11 protein-coding genes are annotated in these 15,873 nt (G+C 73.8%); 3 read left to right on the forward strand and 8 right to left on the reverse strand.

Translation table 11 applies throughout. The annotated features are described in order from the left end of the window. Together EAD89_RS30990 and EAD89_RS10120 are read right to left on the reverse strand one after the other, a co-directional pair. Positions 1–2,819: adenylate/guanylate cyclase domain-containing protein (locus EAD89_RS30990; RefSeq protein ID WP_121675526.1), on the reverse strand; the 2,819-nt coding region annotated here is incomplete at its 3' end. Between the two features lie 152 nt (positions 2,820–2,971). After that, positions 2,972–3,184 (reverse strand): zinc ribbon domain-containing protein, encoded by a 213-nt coding sequence (locus EAD89_RS10120; protein ID WP_121675527.1) that lies wholly within the window; start codon positions 3,182–3,184, stop codon positions 2,972–2,974. A 55-nt stretch (positions 3,185–3,239) separates the two neighbouring features. On the opposite strand from EAD89_RS10120, the gene EAD89_RS10125 reads away from it, so the two are divergent. From EAD89_RS10125 to EAD89_RS10135, 3 genes are all read left to right on the forward strand, one after another. Continuing rightward, positions 3,240–4,538, forward strand: a complete 1,299-nt coding sequence (locus EAD89_RS10125) for a lytic transglycosylase domain-containing protein (protein ID WP_121675528.1) — start codon at positions 3,240–3,242, stop codon at positions 4,536–4,538. Positions 4,539–4,610: 72 nt separating this feature from the next. Continuing rightward, positions 4,611–5,627 carry a GNAT family N-acetyltransferase gene (locus EAD89_RS10130; protein ID WP_121656833.1) on the forward strand — a complete coding sequence of 339 codons (1,017 nt, stop codon included), beginning with the start codon at positions 4,611–4,613 and terminating at the stop codon, positions 5,625–5,627. 93 nt (positions 5,628–5,720) lie between these two features. Continuing rightward, entirely contained in the window at positions 5,721–8,999 is a 3,279-nt protein-coding gene (locus EAD89_RS10135; RefSeq protein ID WP_121675529.1) for a lamin tail domain-containing protein, read from the forward strand. Positions 9,000–9,064: 65 nt separating this feature from the next. On the opposite strand, the gene EAD89_RS10140 is transcribed toward EAD89_RS10135, so the two are convergent. The 6 genes from EAD89_RS10140 to EAD89_RS10165 form a co-directional block, all read right to left on the reverse strand. Beyond that, complete coding sequence (locus EAD89_RS10140; protein ID WP_089018844.1) at positions 9,065–9,580, reverse strand: helix-turn-helix transcriptional regulator; 516 nt, start codon at positions 9,578–9,580, stop codon at positions 9,065–9,067. 542 nt (positions 9,581–10,122) lie between these two features. After that, positions 10,123–11,106: a porphobilinogen synthase gene (gene hemB / locus EAD89_RS10145; RefSeq protein ID WP_121675530.1), complete on the reverse strand. Its 984-nt coding sequence runs from the start codon at positions 11,104–11,106 to the stop codon at positions 10,123–10,125. A 20-nt stretch (positions 11,107–11,126) separates the two neighbouring features. After that, positions 11,127–12,707: a uroporphyrinogen-III synthase gene (locus tag EAD89_RS10150; RefSeq protein WP_121656836.1), complete on the reverse strand. Its 1,581-nt coding sequence runs from the start codon at positions 12,705–12,707 to the stop codon at positions 11,127–11,129. Beyond that, positions 12,704–13,672 (reverse strand): hydroxymethylbilane synthase, encoded by a 969-nt coding sequence (gene hemC, locus EAD89_RS10155; RefSeq protein ID WP_121656837.1) that lies wholly within the window; start codon positions 13,670–13,672, stop codon positions 12,704–12,706. Before hemC ends, EAD89_RS10150 begins: the two co-directional genes overlap by 4 nt. Beyond that, complete coding sequence (locus tag EAD89_RS10160) at positions 13,669–15,066, reverse strand: glutamyl-tRNA reductase (RefSeq protein WP_121656838.1); 1,398 nt, start codon at positions 15,064–15,066, stop codon at positions 13,669–13,671. Before EAD89_RS10160 ends, hemC begins: the two co-directional genes overlap by 4 nt. Then, positions 15,063–15,833 (reverse strand): redox-sensing transcriptional repressor Rex, encoded by a 771-nt coding sequence (locus EAD89_RS10165; protein ID WP_121656839.1) that lies wholly within the window; start codon positions 15,831–15,833, stop codon positions 15,063–15,065. Before EAD89_RS10165 ends, EAD89_RS10160 begins: the two co-directional genes overlap by 4 nt. Between the last annotated feature and the right edge of the window lie 40 nt (positions 15,834–15,873).

A 15,873-nucleotide genomic window follows, 5' to 3' on the forward strand; every position in this document is an offset into this window, starting at 1 on the left:
TGGTGGCCGACCTGGGCCTGTTCCGGGCGGCGGGGGGTGGGCTGGGACAGGCCTGTGCTGAAGCGGGTTGAATCCGCTGCCAGGTCGGGGTGCTCCACGTCGAGCGCCAGCGCCGCCGCCTCGTCCAACCCCAACTCTGCGCCCTCGCCGTACGCGTCGTCGAAGGCCGCGTCACCCACCACCCCGCGCAGCTCCGCCTGCTGGTCGTCCCAGTAGCCGCCGTAGATCCCCGGCGTGGACCGCATGCTGGCCCGGGTGGCCTGCGCCGCCCCGAACAGCCGAGCCGCGGTCAACCGGTCCCCACCGATCGCGCAGCGCACCGCGATCGCGTTCAGCGTGTCGCACGCCCGGCCGTGGTAGCCGTGGCCCATCCGGGAGCGCAACGCCACCAGCAGGTGCTCATGCGCCGCGATCACATCGCCCCGGGCCAGCGCGACCATGCCGAGCAGCATGTCCACCGAACGCCGGCCCCGCTCCACCGGCCGGGCCGCCTCCACCGGACGGACCGCACCCAGCAGGTCCGCCGCCTCCTCCAGCGCGCCCCTGCGCCACAGCAGCTCAGCCAGGCTGAACACCGCGAACAGCGCCTCGCCGACCACGTCCTGCCCGTGCGCCCAGTCGATGACCTCCCGGCACACCCGTTCGGCCTCGACGAACTGGCCCATGTCGACCAGCGGCGCGGCCCGCCCGGCGAGCACCCGGGCCAGCAGACCGGCGTCACCGGCCTGCCGGGCGGCCGCCTCCGCCCGCTGGGAGAAGCGCAGCTCCTCGGCGAACTCGCCGTCCGCACCCGCGTGCAGCGAGTGCATGTGGTACGCCGCCGCCAGCTCGGCCTCCGGGATCTGCTCCCCCGTCTCGGCGATCCGCCCGTACAGCCGGAACAGCCAGAGCCGCCCCTCCCGGGCCAGCCCACGCTCACGCCACCACTGGTCCAGGCCGCCGGCCAGGCGGAGGCCGGCGCGGGCGCTGCCACCGGTGGCGCACCAGCGCAGCGCGGACCGAAGCTCCCCGGCCAGCGGGTCGAGGGCGTAGAGCGACAGCGTCACCGGTCGGCCGTCCGGGCCCAGGTGAGCCCGCTCCAGCGCGTGCGCCGACCAGGCCACGTGCCGGTCCCGGGCAGCCTGCTCCTCGCCCGCCTCGGCCAGCCGCCGCGCGGCGTACGCCCGGATCGGGTCGAGCATCCGGTACGTGCTGCCGGCGGCCCGCGGCTCGGCCAGCACCATCGACTTGTCCACCAGCACCGAGAGCGGATCCAACGGATCGTCGCCCAGCAGCCACTCCACCGTCGCCAGGTCCACCGGCCCCGCGAAGACCGCCAGCCAGCGCAGCAGCCGGGCGGCCCGCGGCCCCAGCGTGCGGTACGACCAGGTGACGGTCGCCTGCATCGTCAGGTGCCGCTCGGTCGCCGAACGCTGCACCGCCCTGCTCGCCGGAGTGGGCGGCGACGCGCCGGCCGCCGCGGCCACCAGGTCCACGGTGTCCTGCTGGTTCCCCGACCAGCCCCGCTCCACCGGCGGCGGCTCCGGGTCCTCCCGGCCGGCGTCCAGCGTGCCGAGCACGTCGTCCAGCCGCTCGGCGAGCTGACCGACCGAGAGCACCCGCAACCGGGCGGCGGCCAGCTCGATGGCGAGCGGCAGACCGTCCAGCCGCTGCACCACGCGACGCAGGTCGGCCGACTCGGCCGGGTCCGGTTGCCGCCCGCCGCGCGCGGCCGCCGTACGGTCCAGCAACAGCGCCACCGCGTCGCTCTCCACGCCGTCCACGCTCGGGTCGACCGAGAGCGGCGGGATCCGCCACACCACCTCACCGGGCAGGCTGAACGACTCGCGGCTGGTGGCCAGCACCCGCGCACCGCCACCGCCGGAGAGCAGGCGCGAGATGACTTCCGCGCAGGCGGCCGGCTGGGTGTCGCAGGTGTCCAACACGACCAGCATCCGGCGGCCGGCGGCGTACTCGACCAGCGTGTCCACCATCGGCCGGCCCGGCTCGGGTCGCAGCCCGAGCACCGCGGCGATGGCGAACGCCACCAACCCCGGGTCGGTCACCGCGGCGATGTCGACGAACCAGACCCCGTCCGGGTACGCCTCGACCACCCCGCTCGCCAGCTCCACGGCGAGCCGGGTCTTGCCCGCCCCACCCGCGCCCAGCACGGTGACCAGCCGGTGCTCCTCCACCAGCCGGCCCAGCTCGGCCCGCTCGGCCTGCCGGCCGACGAACGAGGTCACCTGGGTCGGCAGGTTGTGCGCCACCGCGTCGGCGGTGCGGGGGCGGGGGAACTGCCGCTCCAGCCCGGGCGCGACCAGCTGGAACAGTCGTTCCCGGTCGTCGAAGCCGCGCAGCCGGTGCAGGCCCAGGTCGAGCAGGGTGGCACCCGGTGGCAGCGGCTCCGCCCGGCGGGCGGTGGACGCCGAACAGAGCACCTGCCCGCCGTGCGCGGCGGCGGCCACCCGGGCCGCCCGGTGCACCTCGGGGCTGGCGTACTCCCCGTCGCGCGGCTCGGCGTAGCCGGTGTGCAGGCCCATCCGCACCCGAGGCGTCGCTTCAACGGTCGGCCAGTCATGGTTCGCCAGCGCGCGCTGGGCGGTCAGGCAGGCGGTCAACGCCGCCGCGGCGTCGTCGAAGGCCAGGAAGAACGAGTCGCCCTCGGTCAGCAGCTCCGCGCCGCCGGTGCTGGCCAGCGTCCGGCGTAGCAGCCGTCGGTGCTCGGCGAGCACCGGGCGGTAGTCCGGGCCGAGCAGCTGGGCCAGCCGGGTCGAGCCCTCGATGTCGGTGAACACGAAGGTCACCCAACCGCTCGGGAGCTGGATCCGTGGCGACATGCGTGGAACCTCCGCCCGTGACGTCGGGTTCATGCTGCCTGAGTCCGAGCGGTCACACATCGTGAGAACGGCCGGGCACGTGCCGCCTCAAGGTGCCACTCGGACCCGTTCCCGGCAAGGGCGGCCCACCAAGCGGCTGCGAACTGGCCGGATCAGCAGCCGCAGGCACCGCCGCAGCAGCCGCCCCCGGTCGGGGCCGCGGCCCCGCCACCCGCGCCCCGACCGGTGACCGCGACCGCGGAGAGAAGTTTGACCGTGTCGGCGTGTCCCTGGGGGCAGGTGGCCGGCGCGCCGGCCGCCGCCATTGGACGGTTGACCTCGAACGTGTCGCCGCAGGCGCGGCAGCGGAACTCGTACCTGGGCATGGCAACCAGGGTACGTGGACCTGACGTCCAACGGGACATGGGTGATACTCGACGAGTGGTGGACGGCGAGGACAAAACGCGTGTGCAACCGTTGCGACCGGCCGCGCCGCTGGACGGGCCGCTGGACGGATCGGGGGCCGCGCCGGATCCGCCCCCACGGGTCGTGCCCCGCCCACGCCGGCCCTGGCTGACCGGCGGACCCACTGGTGCGCCCAACCCACCGACGGCACCTACGACCCCGACCGCGCCGAACGCGGCCACCGGATCGGACGCCGCGACCACGTCGGCCGGGCCGGGTTCCGAGACCCCGGCCGGCGATGCGGAATCGGCGCCACCGGTCGATGCCGCCAAGGCAGGCCAGGCGGCGACCACGGTGGACGGTGCTGCTGACGCCCCGAAGTCCGACCCGGGCCGCCGGCGGCGGATCCCGTTCGCACACGCACTTCGCCTGCCGCCACGTCAGGCGGCGGTGACCGCGGCCCGGGCGACCCGCGCCTGGGCGCGCCGCCCCAGCGGTCGGCTCACCCTGCCCGGGGTCTTCCTGCTCGCACTGGTGGCCGCGACCGCCGCGGCCGGCGCGCTGCTCGTCCCGGCTGCCATCCGCGCGCCCCGGACGGTGGCGGTCGACGCCACCGTTCCGCCGACCGTTGCCGTTCCGCCCCCGGTGCCGCCGTCCGGGGTGCCCACCGGCGGGCAGCCGACCGGGCCACTTCCCACCGGCGGACTGCCGACCGGGCCACTCCCCGGCGGCGGCCTGCCGACCGGGCCGGCGGTCGGCGGGCGACCCTCGGACGCCCTGGCCGGCTGGGCGCAGCAGGTCGGCGCCAAGGTCGGGGTCCCACCGACGGCCATGCAGGCGTACGGCTACGCCGAGCTGGTGCTCGCCCAGACCAACCGCAGCTGCGCGCTGAGCTGGACCACGCTGGCCGCGATCGGCCAGGTCGAGTCCGGGCACGGCGCGGCCAACGGCGCTCGGCTGGGGCAGGACGGCAAGGCGCTGCCGCAGATCATCGGCCTGCCGCTGGACGGTCGGGACGGCCGGATGCGGATCATCGACACCGACCGCGGGCTGCTCGACCAGGACACCTCGTTCGACCGCGCGATCGGGCCGATGCAGTTCATCCCGACCACCTGGCAGGAGATCGGCGCCGACGCGGACAACGACGGCGTCAAGGACCCGCACGACCTGGACGACGCCGCCCTGGCGGCGGGAAACTACCTGTGCAAGAACAACCGCAACCTGAGCATTCCGGGCGACTGGTGGAACGCCATCCTGTCGTACAACGACGTGCGCCGGTACGCCCAGGACGTCTACGACACCGCGAACCGGTACGGACGGGCCAGCCGCACGTGAAGTGATCGTCCGCATACATTGGAGAACTGGACACTTCCCCCGGGCAGCTGTTAGCGGCAAGCTAGACGGGTGATGGTGCGCGAGTGGGACCCCAGGACCGCGTCGTCCGCCGAGATCGCGTCGCTGCTGGACACGCTGAACGCGGTTCTGGCGGTCGATCTGCCGCAGGACCCGCCCTGGCGGGAGGACTCCCTGCGCGAATACCTCGCCGAGGTGATGCCCGGTGAGCGGCGACTCTCCTGGATCGCCCAGGCCGAGCCGACCGCCCCCGGCGACCCGGGCACGGTGCTCGGCCAGGTCCACGTGCTGCTGCTGGGCGACATCGGTGTGCTCGAGGTGCTGGTGCACCCGTCCGTGCGGCGCGGCGGGCTGGGCCGCGACCTGGTGCTGCGCGCCGCCCGCCGGGTCTACCAGGAGGGCTTCCGGTCGATCGGGGTCGAGGTGGTCGGCGACACGCCGGCGGTGGGCTTCTACGAGTCGCTCGGCTTCACCCGGGAGTACGTGGAGACGCGCAGCGTGCTCGACCTCGCCACGGTCGACTGGACCGAGCTGGCCGGGATGGCCACCGGCATCGGTGCGGGCTACCACCTGGAGTTCTTCCCCGGCGGTCCGCCGGACGACCTGATCGAGGCGTACGCCCGGGCCAAGGCGGAGGTGCGCGACGTCGACGACGGCGAGCTGCGCCCCAGCTCCTACGACCCGCAGCGACTGCGGGACAGCCTGGACACCCTGCACCGGCGGGGCATGAAGCCGTACATCGTGCTGGCTCGGCACGAGCAGAGCGGCGAGGTCGCCGGCCTGACCGAGGTGGTGGTGCCGGCACAGCACCCGACACGCGCCGACCAGTACGACACGATCGTCGCGCAGGACCACCGGGGCTACGGCATCGATCGGGCGATCAAGGCCCGGATGCTGCTGGAGCTGCGTTCCGCCGAGCCGGAGCTGGCTGAGGTGCAGACCTGGAACGCGCAGGCCAACGAGGCGATGCTCAAGGTCAACGCGGAGCTGGGCTATCGGCCCGACCGGGACTGGTGCGAATACAGCGTCGACATCGCCGAGCTGGTGCACCGGATCGACCAACCACGCTGAGGGAATTCACGAAACTGTCCAATGGGGGATGGACGGTGGACAGTCGCGCACCTTAACGTGCGTTGACTCCCATCCACCCATCGTGGAGGCCCTATGCGCCCGCGCCGCACAATCGCCGCGCTCGCGACCGCCACCGTCGCCGTGACCGTCACGGCCCTCGGCGTCGCACCCACCGCGGCCAGCGCCGCGCCCACCGACCTGTTCATCTCGGAGTACGTCGAAGGCTCGTCGAACAACAAGGCGATCGAGCTGTTCAACGGCACCGGTGGCGCCGTCGACCTCACCGCCGGCGGCTACCAGCTCCAGCTCTACTTCAACGGCTCCGGCACGGCCACCACCATCGCGCTGACCGGGACGGTGGCCGCCGGCGACGCGTTCGTGTTCGCCAGCGCCTCGGCCGGGTCCGCCATCCTCGCCCAGGCCGACCAGACGACCGGGGCGAGCCTGTTCAACGGCGACGACGCGATCGTGCTGCGCCGAGGCGCGACCGTGCTCGACTCGATCGGCCAGGTGGGCGTCGACCCGGGCACCGAGTGGGGCGCCGGCGCCACCAGCACGGCCGACAACACCCTGCGCCGGCTGCCCGCCGTGACCTCCGGTGACACCGACCCGTCGGACGCGTTCGACCCCGCCGCGCAGTGGGCCGGTTTCCCGGTCGACACCGTCGACGGGCTCGGCGCGCACACCGTGGACGGCGGTGGTCCGGTCGACGCGCCGGCCACGCTGACCTGCGGCGGGCCGCTGGTCACCGCCGCGGGCACGGCGGCGACCCGCGAGGTCACCGCCACCGACCCGGACGACACGATCGTCGACCTGGCGGTGACCGCGGTCAGCCCGACGCCGGCCACCGGCTCGATCACCCGCACCGCGGTCACCCCGGCCGAAGGGGTGGGTGGCACCGCTCGCGCCACGGTCGGCGCGAGCGCCGACCTCGCCGCCGGGGCGTACACCGTCACGGTCACCGCGACCGACGCGGGCGGCGGCACCGCCAGCTGCGCGCTGGCCGTGCAGGTGACCCGGGAGCTGACCGTCGGCGAGGTACAGGGCCCGACCACCGACGCCGAGTCCGGCCCGGCCGACCGCTCGCCACTCGCACCGGCGAGCGGCAACGGCACCAGCAGCACGCTGTACGACGTACGCGGCGTGATCACCCAGTTGACCCTGGCCCGCACCTCGGCCGGGGCGGAGCAGCACGGGTTCTTCCTGCAGAGCCGCACCGGCGACACCGACGGCGACCCCACCAGCTCCGACGGCATCTTCGTGTTCATGGGCACGTTCACCTCGCTGATCGGTGGTTACGTGCCGACGGTCGGCGACGAGGTGGTGCTCCGCGCCCGGGTCTCGGAGTACTTCAACTTCACCCAGCTCTCCGGTGCCTCGCTGGTCCGCCGGATCGCCACCGGCCTGGACGTGGCCACCGCCGTCGCGGTGACCGACGCGGCCCCGCCGGCCGAGCTGACCGACGCGCAGCGCTTCTGGGAGCGGCACGAGGGCGCCCGGCTGCGGGTGCGCGCGGGCAGCGGCGCGGTGAGCGGCCGGGACGTCTTCTCCTCGACCGCCGACGCCGAGCTGTGGGTGATCGACCGGGACGACCCGCTGCTGGACCGCACCGACCCGTACGCCCGGCGGGTGTTCCGGGATTCCCACCCGTTGGACAACGACCCGACCCGTCGCTTCGACGACGGCAACGGCCAGCGGGTGCTGCTCGGCAGCATGGGCGTGAAGGCGACCGCCGGGGACAGCACCGCGCTGCTCCCGCCGGCGCACACCTTCGACACGTTGCGCGCCGACGCGGTGGGCGGCGTCTACTACTCGTTCGAGAAGTACGGCGTCCAGGTCGAGCGGGCCGAGTTCGACGCCGGGGCCGACCCGTCGAAGAACAACCCGCCGAAGCCGGCCGACCGGTCGCAGGAGGTGGCGGTCGCCACCTACAACGTGGAGAACCTGTACGACTACCGGGACGACCCCTTCGACGGCTGCGACTTCGCCGGTAACGCCGGCTGCCCGGGCGTCAGCCCCCCGTTCGACTACGTGCCGAGCGGCGAGGCCGACTACCGCGAGCACCTCGGCGCGCTCGCCGACCAGATCGTCAAGGACCTGCACGCGCCGGACCTGATCCTGGTGCAGGAGGCCGAGGACCAGGACATCTGCACGGTGTCCGGGGCGGCGCTGGCCTGCGGCGACACGGACAACGCCGACGGCGCCCCGGACAGCATCCAGGAGTTGGCGCTCGCGGTGGCGGCGGCCGGCGGCCCGGCGTACGCCGCTGCCTATGACCGGACCGGCGCGGACGCCCGCGGCATCACCGCCGCCTTCCTGTACCGCACCGACCGGTTGTCGCTGGCTGCCGCGACGGCGACCGACCCGCTGCTGGGTTCGGCGCCGACCGTCCAGTACCGCGCCCCGGGGCTGCCGGCCAACGCGGACGTGCAGAACCCGAAGGCGCTCAACGCGGTGCTGCCGTCCGACGTGGACACCTCGACAGGCCGGGACGGGAACAACGTCTTCACCCGTGCACCGCAGCTGGGCAAGTTCAACGTGGCGGCGACGCCCGGCTCGACCGAGCGGTTCACCCTGTACGCGCTCAGCAACCACTACTCCTCCGGCCCGGAAAGCCGGATCGGGCAGCGTCGGGAGCAGGCGGCGTACGGCGCGGCGATCGTCACCGCGATCGAGGCGGCCGACCAGAACGCCCGGGTGGTCTACGGCGGGGACCTGAACGTCTTCCCCCGCCCGGACGATCCGATCGCGACGGGCAGCCAGCCCACCCCGTCGGACCAGCTCGCCCCGCTCTACGAGGCGGGCCTGCACAACCTGTGGGACAACCTGGTCGCGGACGTTCCCTCCTCCGCCTACTCGTACAGCTTCGAGGGGCAGGCGCAGACGCTCGACCACCTGTTCGTCAACGACGCGCTCTACGGCGACCTGGTGCAGGTGCGGGCGGCGCACATCAACGCGGACTGGCCGGCGGAGTTCAGCGGGGACGGGTCGCGGGGTTCCAGCGACCACGACCCGCAGGTGGCCCGGTTCCGGTCCCGCGCGTCGCTGACCGTCACCGACGCGACCGTGGCCGAGGGCGACAAGGGCAACCGGCAGCTGACCTTCACCGCCACCGTGTCCCGGCCGCTGTCCCAGCCGGTGCTGATCTGCGCCGCCACCGTCGGCCTCACAGCGCAGGCGGGCTCGGACTTCGACGCGTACGCCGGATGCAAGGTGCTGGCGGCCGGGCAGACGTCGGTGGCGTTCCCGGTGACGGTGCGCGGTGACCGCAGGCGCGAGTCGGACGAGAAGCTGACTCTGGTGGTGGCCGGCGTGCCTGGCCTGCGGCTGGCCGACCCGCTCGAAGTCGGGACGATCACCAACGACGACTGACGTCACGCGCTCCCGGCGAGGCCCGTCGATCCGTTCCGGATCGGCGGGCCTCGCTCACGCCAAGGTCAGAGGACCCCGCGCGGGGGCCAGGGCGGTCGGGGCAGGTGCCGGTGTCGGGCCACCCGCACCTCCCACTGGCTGCGCCTCCGCATCGCGTCTCGAACTGCCCTGTCGCGGTAGAACGTCTCCGGCGGGCGGGCCAGCCCGTAGATGTCCGCCCACCACTCGCCCGGCTCGGGGTCGAGGATGGTGTCCAGGTGCGACGGGTAGCGACGCTCCGCGCCGTTGAGCGTGTCCTGCCAGTCCAGCATCGGTTTCAGCACCCGGCCGAACTCGTCCACCACGGCCAGCCGGTAGCCGACCACACTGATGATGCGCCGGAGCAGGACAATGCTCGGCACCATGCGGTCGGCCTCGATCCGGCCGATGGTGGCGTGGTGCACACCCGCCCACCGCGCCAGCTCGCGCTGGCTCAGATCGGCCCGACGGCGGACCGCACGGACGATGCCGGCGGCCGGCCAGGGCGCGTCGGAAGGCTCGGTGATCAGCACCGGCTCGGATGAGGCTGACGAATCGCTCATGCCGCCACCGTCCCGCCCGGTGGAGCTGACCGCAATCCCGGATACCGCGCCTGTGGACAACGAGCTGGCCTGTGGACAACGTCCATGGCCGGCAGATCACCTTCCGTGCTCGCGGCATCCGACGGTGCCGCCGCCACACCGCGTAGCAGGTCGTCCCGCTGCCACCTCAAGCCGGAACATCACACCAGGCACAACCCCGGCTCAACCAGGGGAACCACGGTCCCGGCCGGCGGACCCGAACCCCACCTTCACACACCCTTTGCTCTGCAGTTCGATATGCACCGATAGCGGAGGGTAACCGTCGCCGTCGTGGGTGCAGAGCAAAGGCGGGGAGCGGGGTGGTGAGGGGTCATCGAATGGTTACGCTCCGCGAGCCGGCATTACCGCTGGATCCACACGTCCGGACGTGCGGGCACCCGCTACCGCGTCGCCCGTTCACCTGCGGGGGGGCAACGGGGTCAGGACCGCGCCTGGACGCGCGTGAACCGATGCCGCCCGCCCCGGCATGCGGCGGGACGGCGCGGCCGGAGTCGAGCCTGGGCTCAGTAACGCTCGCGCAGGAGCTGGGCGGCCTCGACGGCCCAGTAGGTGAGGATGACCTGCGCGCCGGCCCGCTTGATCGAGGTGAGCGTCTCCAGCATCACGCGTTCCCGGTCGATCCAGCCGTTCGCGGCGGCCGCCTCGACCATCGCGTACTCACCGGAGACCTGGTAGGCGGCGACCGGGACGTCCACCGCGGCCCGCACCGCCGACACCACGTCGAGATAGGGCAGCGCCGGCTTGACCATCACCAGGTCGGCGCCCTCGGCGACGTCGAGCGCGACCTCGCGCAGCGACTCCCGCACGTTGGCCGGGTCCTGCTGGTAGCTGCGCCGGTCGCCCTCCAGCGCCGACTCCACCGCCTCCCGGAACGGGCCGAAGAAGGCGGAGGCGTACTTCACGGCGTACGCCAGCACGGTCACGTCCTGGTGCCCGGCGGCGTCGAGCGCCCGTCGCACCACGCCGACCTGGCCGTCCATCATCCCGGACGGCCCGACCATGTGGACCCCGGCGTCGGCCTGGGCCACCGCCATCTCGGCGTACGCCTCCAGAGTGGCGTCGTTGTCCACGTCGCCGCTCGGGGTGAGCAGGCCGCAGTGCCCGTGCGAGGTGAACTCGTCCAGGCACAGGTCGCTCATCACGACCGTGTCGTCGCCCACCTCGGCCACCACGTCCCGGATGGCGACGTTCAGGATGCCGTTCGGGTCGATGCCACCGGAGCCGGTCGGGTCCCGATGCTCCGGCACACCGAAGAGCATGATCCCGCCGACACCGGCCTGGACCGCCTCGGCCGCCGCCTTGCGCAGCGAGTCCCGGGAGTGCTGGAGCACCCCCGGGAGCGACCTGATGGCCCGGGGCTCGGTCAGCCCCTCCTTGACGAACATCGGCACGACCAGCTCGGCCGGGTCGACCCGGGTCTCGGAGACCAGCCGGCGGATCGCCGGGGTGCGGCGCAGCCGGCGGGGACGGCTCTCGGGGTACGACATGGCAGGCCCTCCTCGAACGACTACCGGAAGCGCAGGGCGGTCGGCCCCTGCACCTTCGACCCGCGACGCTGCTTCGCCGGCATGGCGGCAAGCTTCTCGCGCAGCTCGACGGCGTAGGCGGCGAGCGCCTCCACCAGATCGGGCACCGAGGCGTGCGGCGGCTGGACGTCGACCCGCAGACCGAACTCCGTCGCGGTCTCCGCCGTCTTGGGCCCAATGACGGCAACAACCGTCCGGGCGTGCGGCTTCCCCGCGATGCCGACCAGGTTCCGCACCGTGGAGGACGAGGTGAAGAGCACCGCGTCGAACCCGCCCGACTTGATCGCGTCCCGGATCTCGGCGGGCGGCGGCGCGGCCCGGACCGTCCGGTACGCGGTCACGTCGTCGACCTCCCAGCCGCGCTCGGTGAGCCCGGCGGCGAGCGTCTCGGTGGCGATGTCGGCGCGCGGCAGCAGCACCCGGCCCACCGGGTCGAGGATCTCGTCGTGCGGCGAGAACTCGGCCAGCAGCCCCTCGGAGGACTGTTCCCCGGCGGGGATCAGCTCCGGCTGGATGCCGAACGCGCGAACCGCGTCCGCCGTCGCCTCACCGATGCAGGCGATCTTGACGCCACCGAAGTGCCGGGCGTCCAGGCCGTGCTCGGCGAACTTCTCCCAGACCGCGCGGACCGCGTTCACCGAGGTGAAGATGACCCAGGCGTAGCGGCCGTCGACCAGGCCCTTGACCGCCCGCTCCATCTGCGCCGGGGTACGCGGCGGCTCGACCGCGATGGTCGGCACCTCGCACGGGATCGCCCCGTACGCGCGCAGCCGGGCGCTCATCACGCCGGCCTGCTCCTTGGTCCGCGGTACCAGCACCTTCCAGCCGTACAGCGGGCGGTTCTCCCACCAGCTCAGCTTGTCCCGCTGGCCCACACCGACGCCGACGGTGAGCACCACCCGGCCGGTGAAGCCGAGCGCGGCGGCCACGAAGCTGTCGACGGTCGACGTGGTCGTGTACTGGGTCTCACCGGTGCCGTCGCCGGTCACCCCGACGCCGGTGGTGCCGTCCACCCCGGCGGCCAAAAGCCCGTCCCGGACGGCGGCGAGGTCGCCGGCGTCCACGGCGACGGCGAGCGAGCCCCGGCCGACGGCCGCGGCCAGCGCGTCGAAGTCCAGCGCGCTGACGTCCTCGACGTCGGCGGCGGTACGCACGCCCGGCAACGGGACCCCCGCGTAGGTGGCCACGCCCTCGGCCTGACCGACCCCGGGCACCACCTCGAAGTGCGCGGCGGTGCGGGCCACCGCCTGCACCTCCTTGACCACCGAGTCGTGGCCGAACGGGTCGCCGGCGACCAGGTGCACCGCGTTCAACCCGGACCGGGCCGCGGAGATCAGCACCTTCGCCACGTCCCCCGGCGCGCCCTCGGCCGGGGTGAACTCGGCGTCGTCCCTGGCCTCGGCGCGGACGACGGCGAGCAACGACTCCGGGACTCCCCGGTCGTAGATCACCTGGTCGGCGTCGACCAGGGCGTCGTGCGCCCGACGGGTCAGCAGGCCCGGGTCGCCGGGGCCAGCCCCGACGAACGCGATACGGCCGACGGGCTTACGGGTGCGGGTCATTCTGTGCTCCCAAATTGCTGGGTCCCCGAGCCGGTGTGTCCTTCGTGGCCGAGGATCGAGTCGGCGCCGAGTTCGAGGAGTTCGGCGGCGAGTGCCTTACCGATCTCCGCCGCGTCGGCGGGCGTTCCGGTGCGGGACAGCCGGAGGTCACGAGTGCCGTCCGGGCTGATCACCGCCCCGCGCAGGTAGATCTCATCGCCGGCGTCACCTTCGGCGAGTTCCGCATAGGCGGCGACGGGTGCGCTGCACCCGGCCTCCAGGGTGGCGAGCAACGCGCGCTCCGCGGTGACGGCGGCGTGCGACGGTGCGTGGTCGAGCACCGCGAGCAGCTCGACCAGGTCCTGGTCGTCGACCCGGCACTCCACGGCCAGCGCGCCCTGGGCGGGCGCGGGCAGCATCAGCATCGGGTCCAACGTCTCGGTGATCACGTCGGCCCGGCCCAGTCGGGCCAGCCCGGCCCGGGCCAGCACGACGGCGTCGAGGTCGGCGTCGGGGCCGAGCACCCGCGCCAGGCGGGTGTCCACGTTGCCCCGGATCGGGGTGACCTCCAGTTGCAGCCCGAGCGCGTGCAGCTGGGCGATCCGGCGCAGCGCACCGGTGCCCACGGTGGCACCGGGCGGCAGCTCCGCGAGCGTCCGACCGTCGCGGGCGATCAGCGCGTCGCGTGGGTCCTGCCGGGCCGGCACCGCCGCGATGTGCAGCCCGCCGGCGGTGGCCGTGGGGAGATCCTTGTAGGAGTGCACCGCGAAGTCGATGGTCCCGGCGGTCAGCGCGTCGCGCAGCGCGGAGACGAACACCCCGACACCGAGCCGGTGCACCGGCGCGTTGGAGCGGTCGCCGGCGGTGATCACCTCGACCAGCTCGACCGGGCGGCCGGTGGCGGCGGTCAACGCCTCGGCGACCTGGCCGGACTGGGCCATCGCCAGGGCGCTGCCCCGGGTGCCGAGGCGTAGGGGGGCGGTCATCGCGCACCTCCGGTGGGCGGGATCGGGTCGGTGGCGTCCGCGCCGAGCAGCGGGTCGGTGCCGGTGAACACCGCGCCGAGGTCGGGTGCCACCACGTCGGGGACGGTGTCCACCGGCGAGGTCTGTGGCACCTGGAGGTCGAACAGCTCGCGCAGCAGGGCCGCGTACTGATCGCCGCCGGGCTCCGCGGCCAGTTGGCGGACCTTGACGGTGGGCTGGTGGAGCAGCCGCTGCACCACGCGGTGCACCGTGCGGGCCACCTCGGCCCGCAGGTCGTCACCGAGGTCGGGGCGGCGCTGGGCCAGCCGGCGCAGCTCGGCGGTGACCACGTCGTCGGCCCGGCCGCGCAGCGCGGCCACGGTGGGTGCCACATCGGCGCCGCGCAGCCAGGAGAGGAAGCTCTCCACCTCGCCGAGCACGATCCGCTCGACGGCGGCGGCGTCCGCGGCGGCCGGACCGTCGGCGAGCAGCGCCGCCATCCGGTCGATGTCGATCACCTCGACCCCGGGGAGGTCGACGACACCCTCCTCGACGTCGCGCGGGACGGCCAGGTCGAGCAGGACCAGCGGGCCCCGGGCGGCGTCCCGCTCGGCCAGCGCCGCGCCGACCACCGCTCGGGTGAGGACCGGTTCGGTGGAGGCGGTGGCGGCCACTACGATGTCCACTGTGGAGAGCGTGTCGGCCAGCTCGGCCATCGGCACGGCGCCCGCCCCGTACGACTCGGCGAGCCGCACGGCCCGGTCGGCGCCCCGGTTGGTCACGGTGAGCGGCCCGGCACCCAGCCGGGACAGCGTGGCCACCCCGAGCGAGCCCATCGCGCCGGCCCCGACAACCAGGGCGGGGCGGCCGGCGAGATCACCGTCGAGGTGCCCGGCGGCCAGCTCCAACGCGGCGGTGACCACGCTCTGGCCGGCCCGGTCGATGCCGGTCTCGGCGTGGGCCCGCTTGCCGACCCGCAGCGCCTGCTGCATCAGCTCGTGCAGCAGGCGGCCGGCCGAGTCGGCGCCGGTGGCCCAGTGGTACGCGTCGCGCAGCTGCCCGAGGATCTGCGCCTCGCCGACGACCATCGAGTCCAGTCCGGTGGCGACCCGGAAGACGTGGTCCACGGCGGCGGCGTCGTAGTGCACGTACAGGTGGCTGGCGAGCGCCGCCGTCGAGCTGCCGGCCTGCTCGGCCAGGACGGCGCAGACGTCGCCGAGCCCACCGTGGAAACCGGACACGGCGGCGTAGACCTCCACCCGGTTGCAGGTGGAGACGAGCACCGCCTCGGCCACGTACGGCTGGGCGACCAGGCGGTCCAGGGTGCGGGTGAGGTCGGCCGGGGGCACGGCCAGTTGCTCCAGCGTGGCGACCGGGGCGGTCCGGTAGGACGCGCCGACGACGAGCAGTTTCACGTGCCGATCGCCTCCTGGGTATCGGTGGCCGCGAGCCCGCCGGGCAGGGCGGTGAGAGCGGACCCGCCGGTGGCGGGAAGCGCGGTCAGTGACGCCTTGCGGTGCTCGTGGAAGGACAGAATCTGCAGCTCGATGGCGAGGTCGACCTTGCGCACGTCAACCCCCTCCGGAACCGAGAGTACGCACGGTGCGAAGTTGAGGATGCTCGTCACGCCGACCGCGACCAGCTGGTCGGCGACCCGCTGGGCGGCGGCGGCCGGGGTGGCGATCACGCCGATCGCGATGGACTCCTCCACGGCGATCGCCGGCAGCTCGTCGACATGCCGGACCACCAGGCCGTTGATCTCTTCGCCGACGCGGGAGGGATCGGCGTCGAGCAGTGCGGCGATGCGGAAGCCCCGGCTGGCGAAGCCGTCGTAACCGGCCAGGGCGTGACCGAGATTACCCACGCCGACCAGGGCGACCGCCCTGCGCTGGGTGAGCCCGAGCACGTACTCGATCTGCTCGATCAGCAGCGCGACGTCGTAGCCGACGCCCCGGGTGCCGTACGAGCCGAGGTGGGAGAGGTCCTTGCGGAGCTTGGCGGAGTTGACCCCGGCGGCGGCGGAGAGGCCCTCGCTGGACACCGTCTCGTGGCCGGCGTCGGCGAGGTTGTGCAGCGCGCGCAGATACTCCGGGAGCCGAGCGACGGTCGCCTCGGGCAGGTCCGGGAGCGCCGGTACGGCACCGGCGCGGCCGGACGCGCCTGGGTGACGATGCTGACTCATGAGACTCCGTGCGGTGCGATCCTCGGCCAACTCTGCTGGT

The sequence above is a fragment of the Micromonospora sp. BL4 genome (genome assembly GCF_003667505.1).
Lineage (GTDB): Bacteria > Actinomycetota > Actinomycetes > Mycobacteriales > Micromonosporaceae > Micromonospora.

Coding starts and splice junctions, on each gene's coding strand:
- EAD89_RS10135 (WP_121675529.1), top strand. CDS start 5,721: ATGCGCCCGCGCCGCACAATCGCCGCGCTCGCGACCGCCACCGTCGCC.
- EAD89_RS10165 (WP_121656839.1), bottom strand. CDS start 15,833: ATGAGTCAGCATCGTCACCCAGGCGCGTCCGGCCGCGCCGGTGCCGTA.
- hemC (WP_121656837.1), bottom strand. CDS start 13,672: ATGACCGCCCCCCTACGCCTCGGCACCCGGGGCAGCGCCCTGGCGATG.
- EAD89_RS10130 (WP_121656833.1), top strand. CDS start 4,611: ATGGTGCGCGAGTGGGACCCCAGGACCGCGTCGTCCGCCGAGATCGCG.
- hemB (WP_121675530.1), bottom strand. CDS start 11,106: ATGTCGTACCCCGAGAGCCGTCCCCGCCGGCTGCGCCGCACCCCGGCG.
- EAD89_RS10150 (WP_121656836.1), bottom strand. CDS start 12,707: ATGACCCGCACCCGTAAGCCCGTCGGCCGTATCGCGTTCGTCGGGGCT.
- EAD89_RS10140 (WP_089018844.1), bottom strand. CDS start 9,580: ATGAGCGATTCGTCAGCCTCATCCGAGCCGGTGCTGATCACCGAGCCT.
- EAD89_RS10120 (WP_121675527.1), bottom strand. CDS start 3,184: ATGCCCAGGTACGAGTTCCGCTGCCGCGCCTGCGGCGACACGTTCGAG.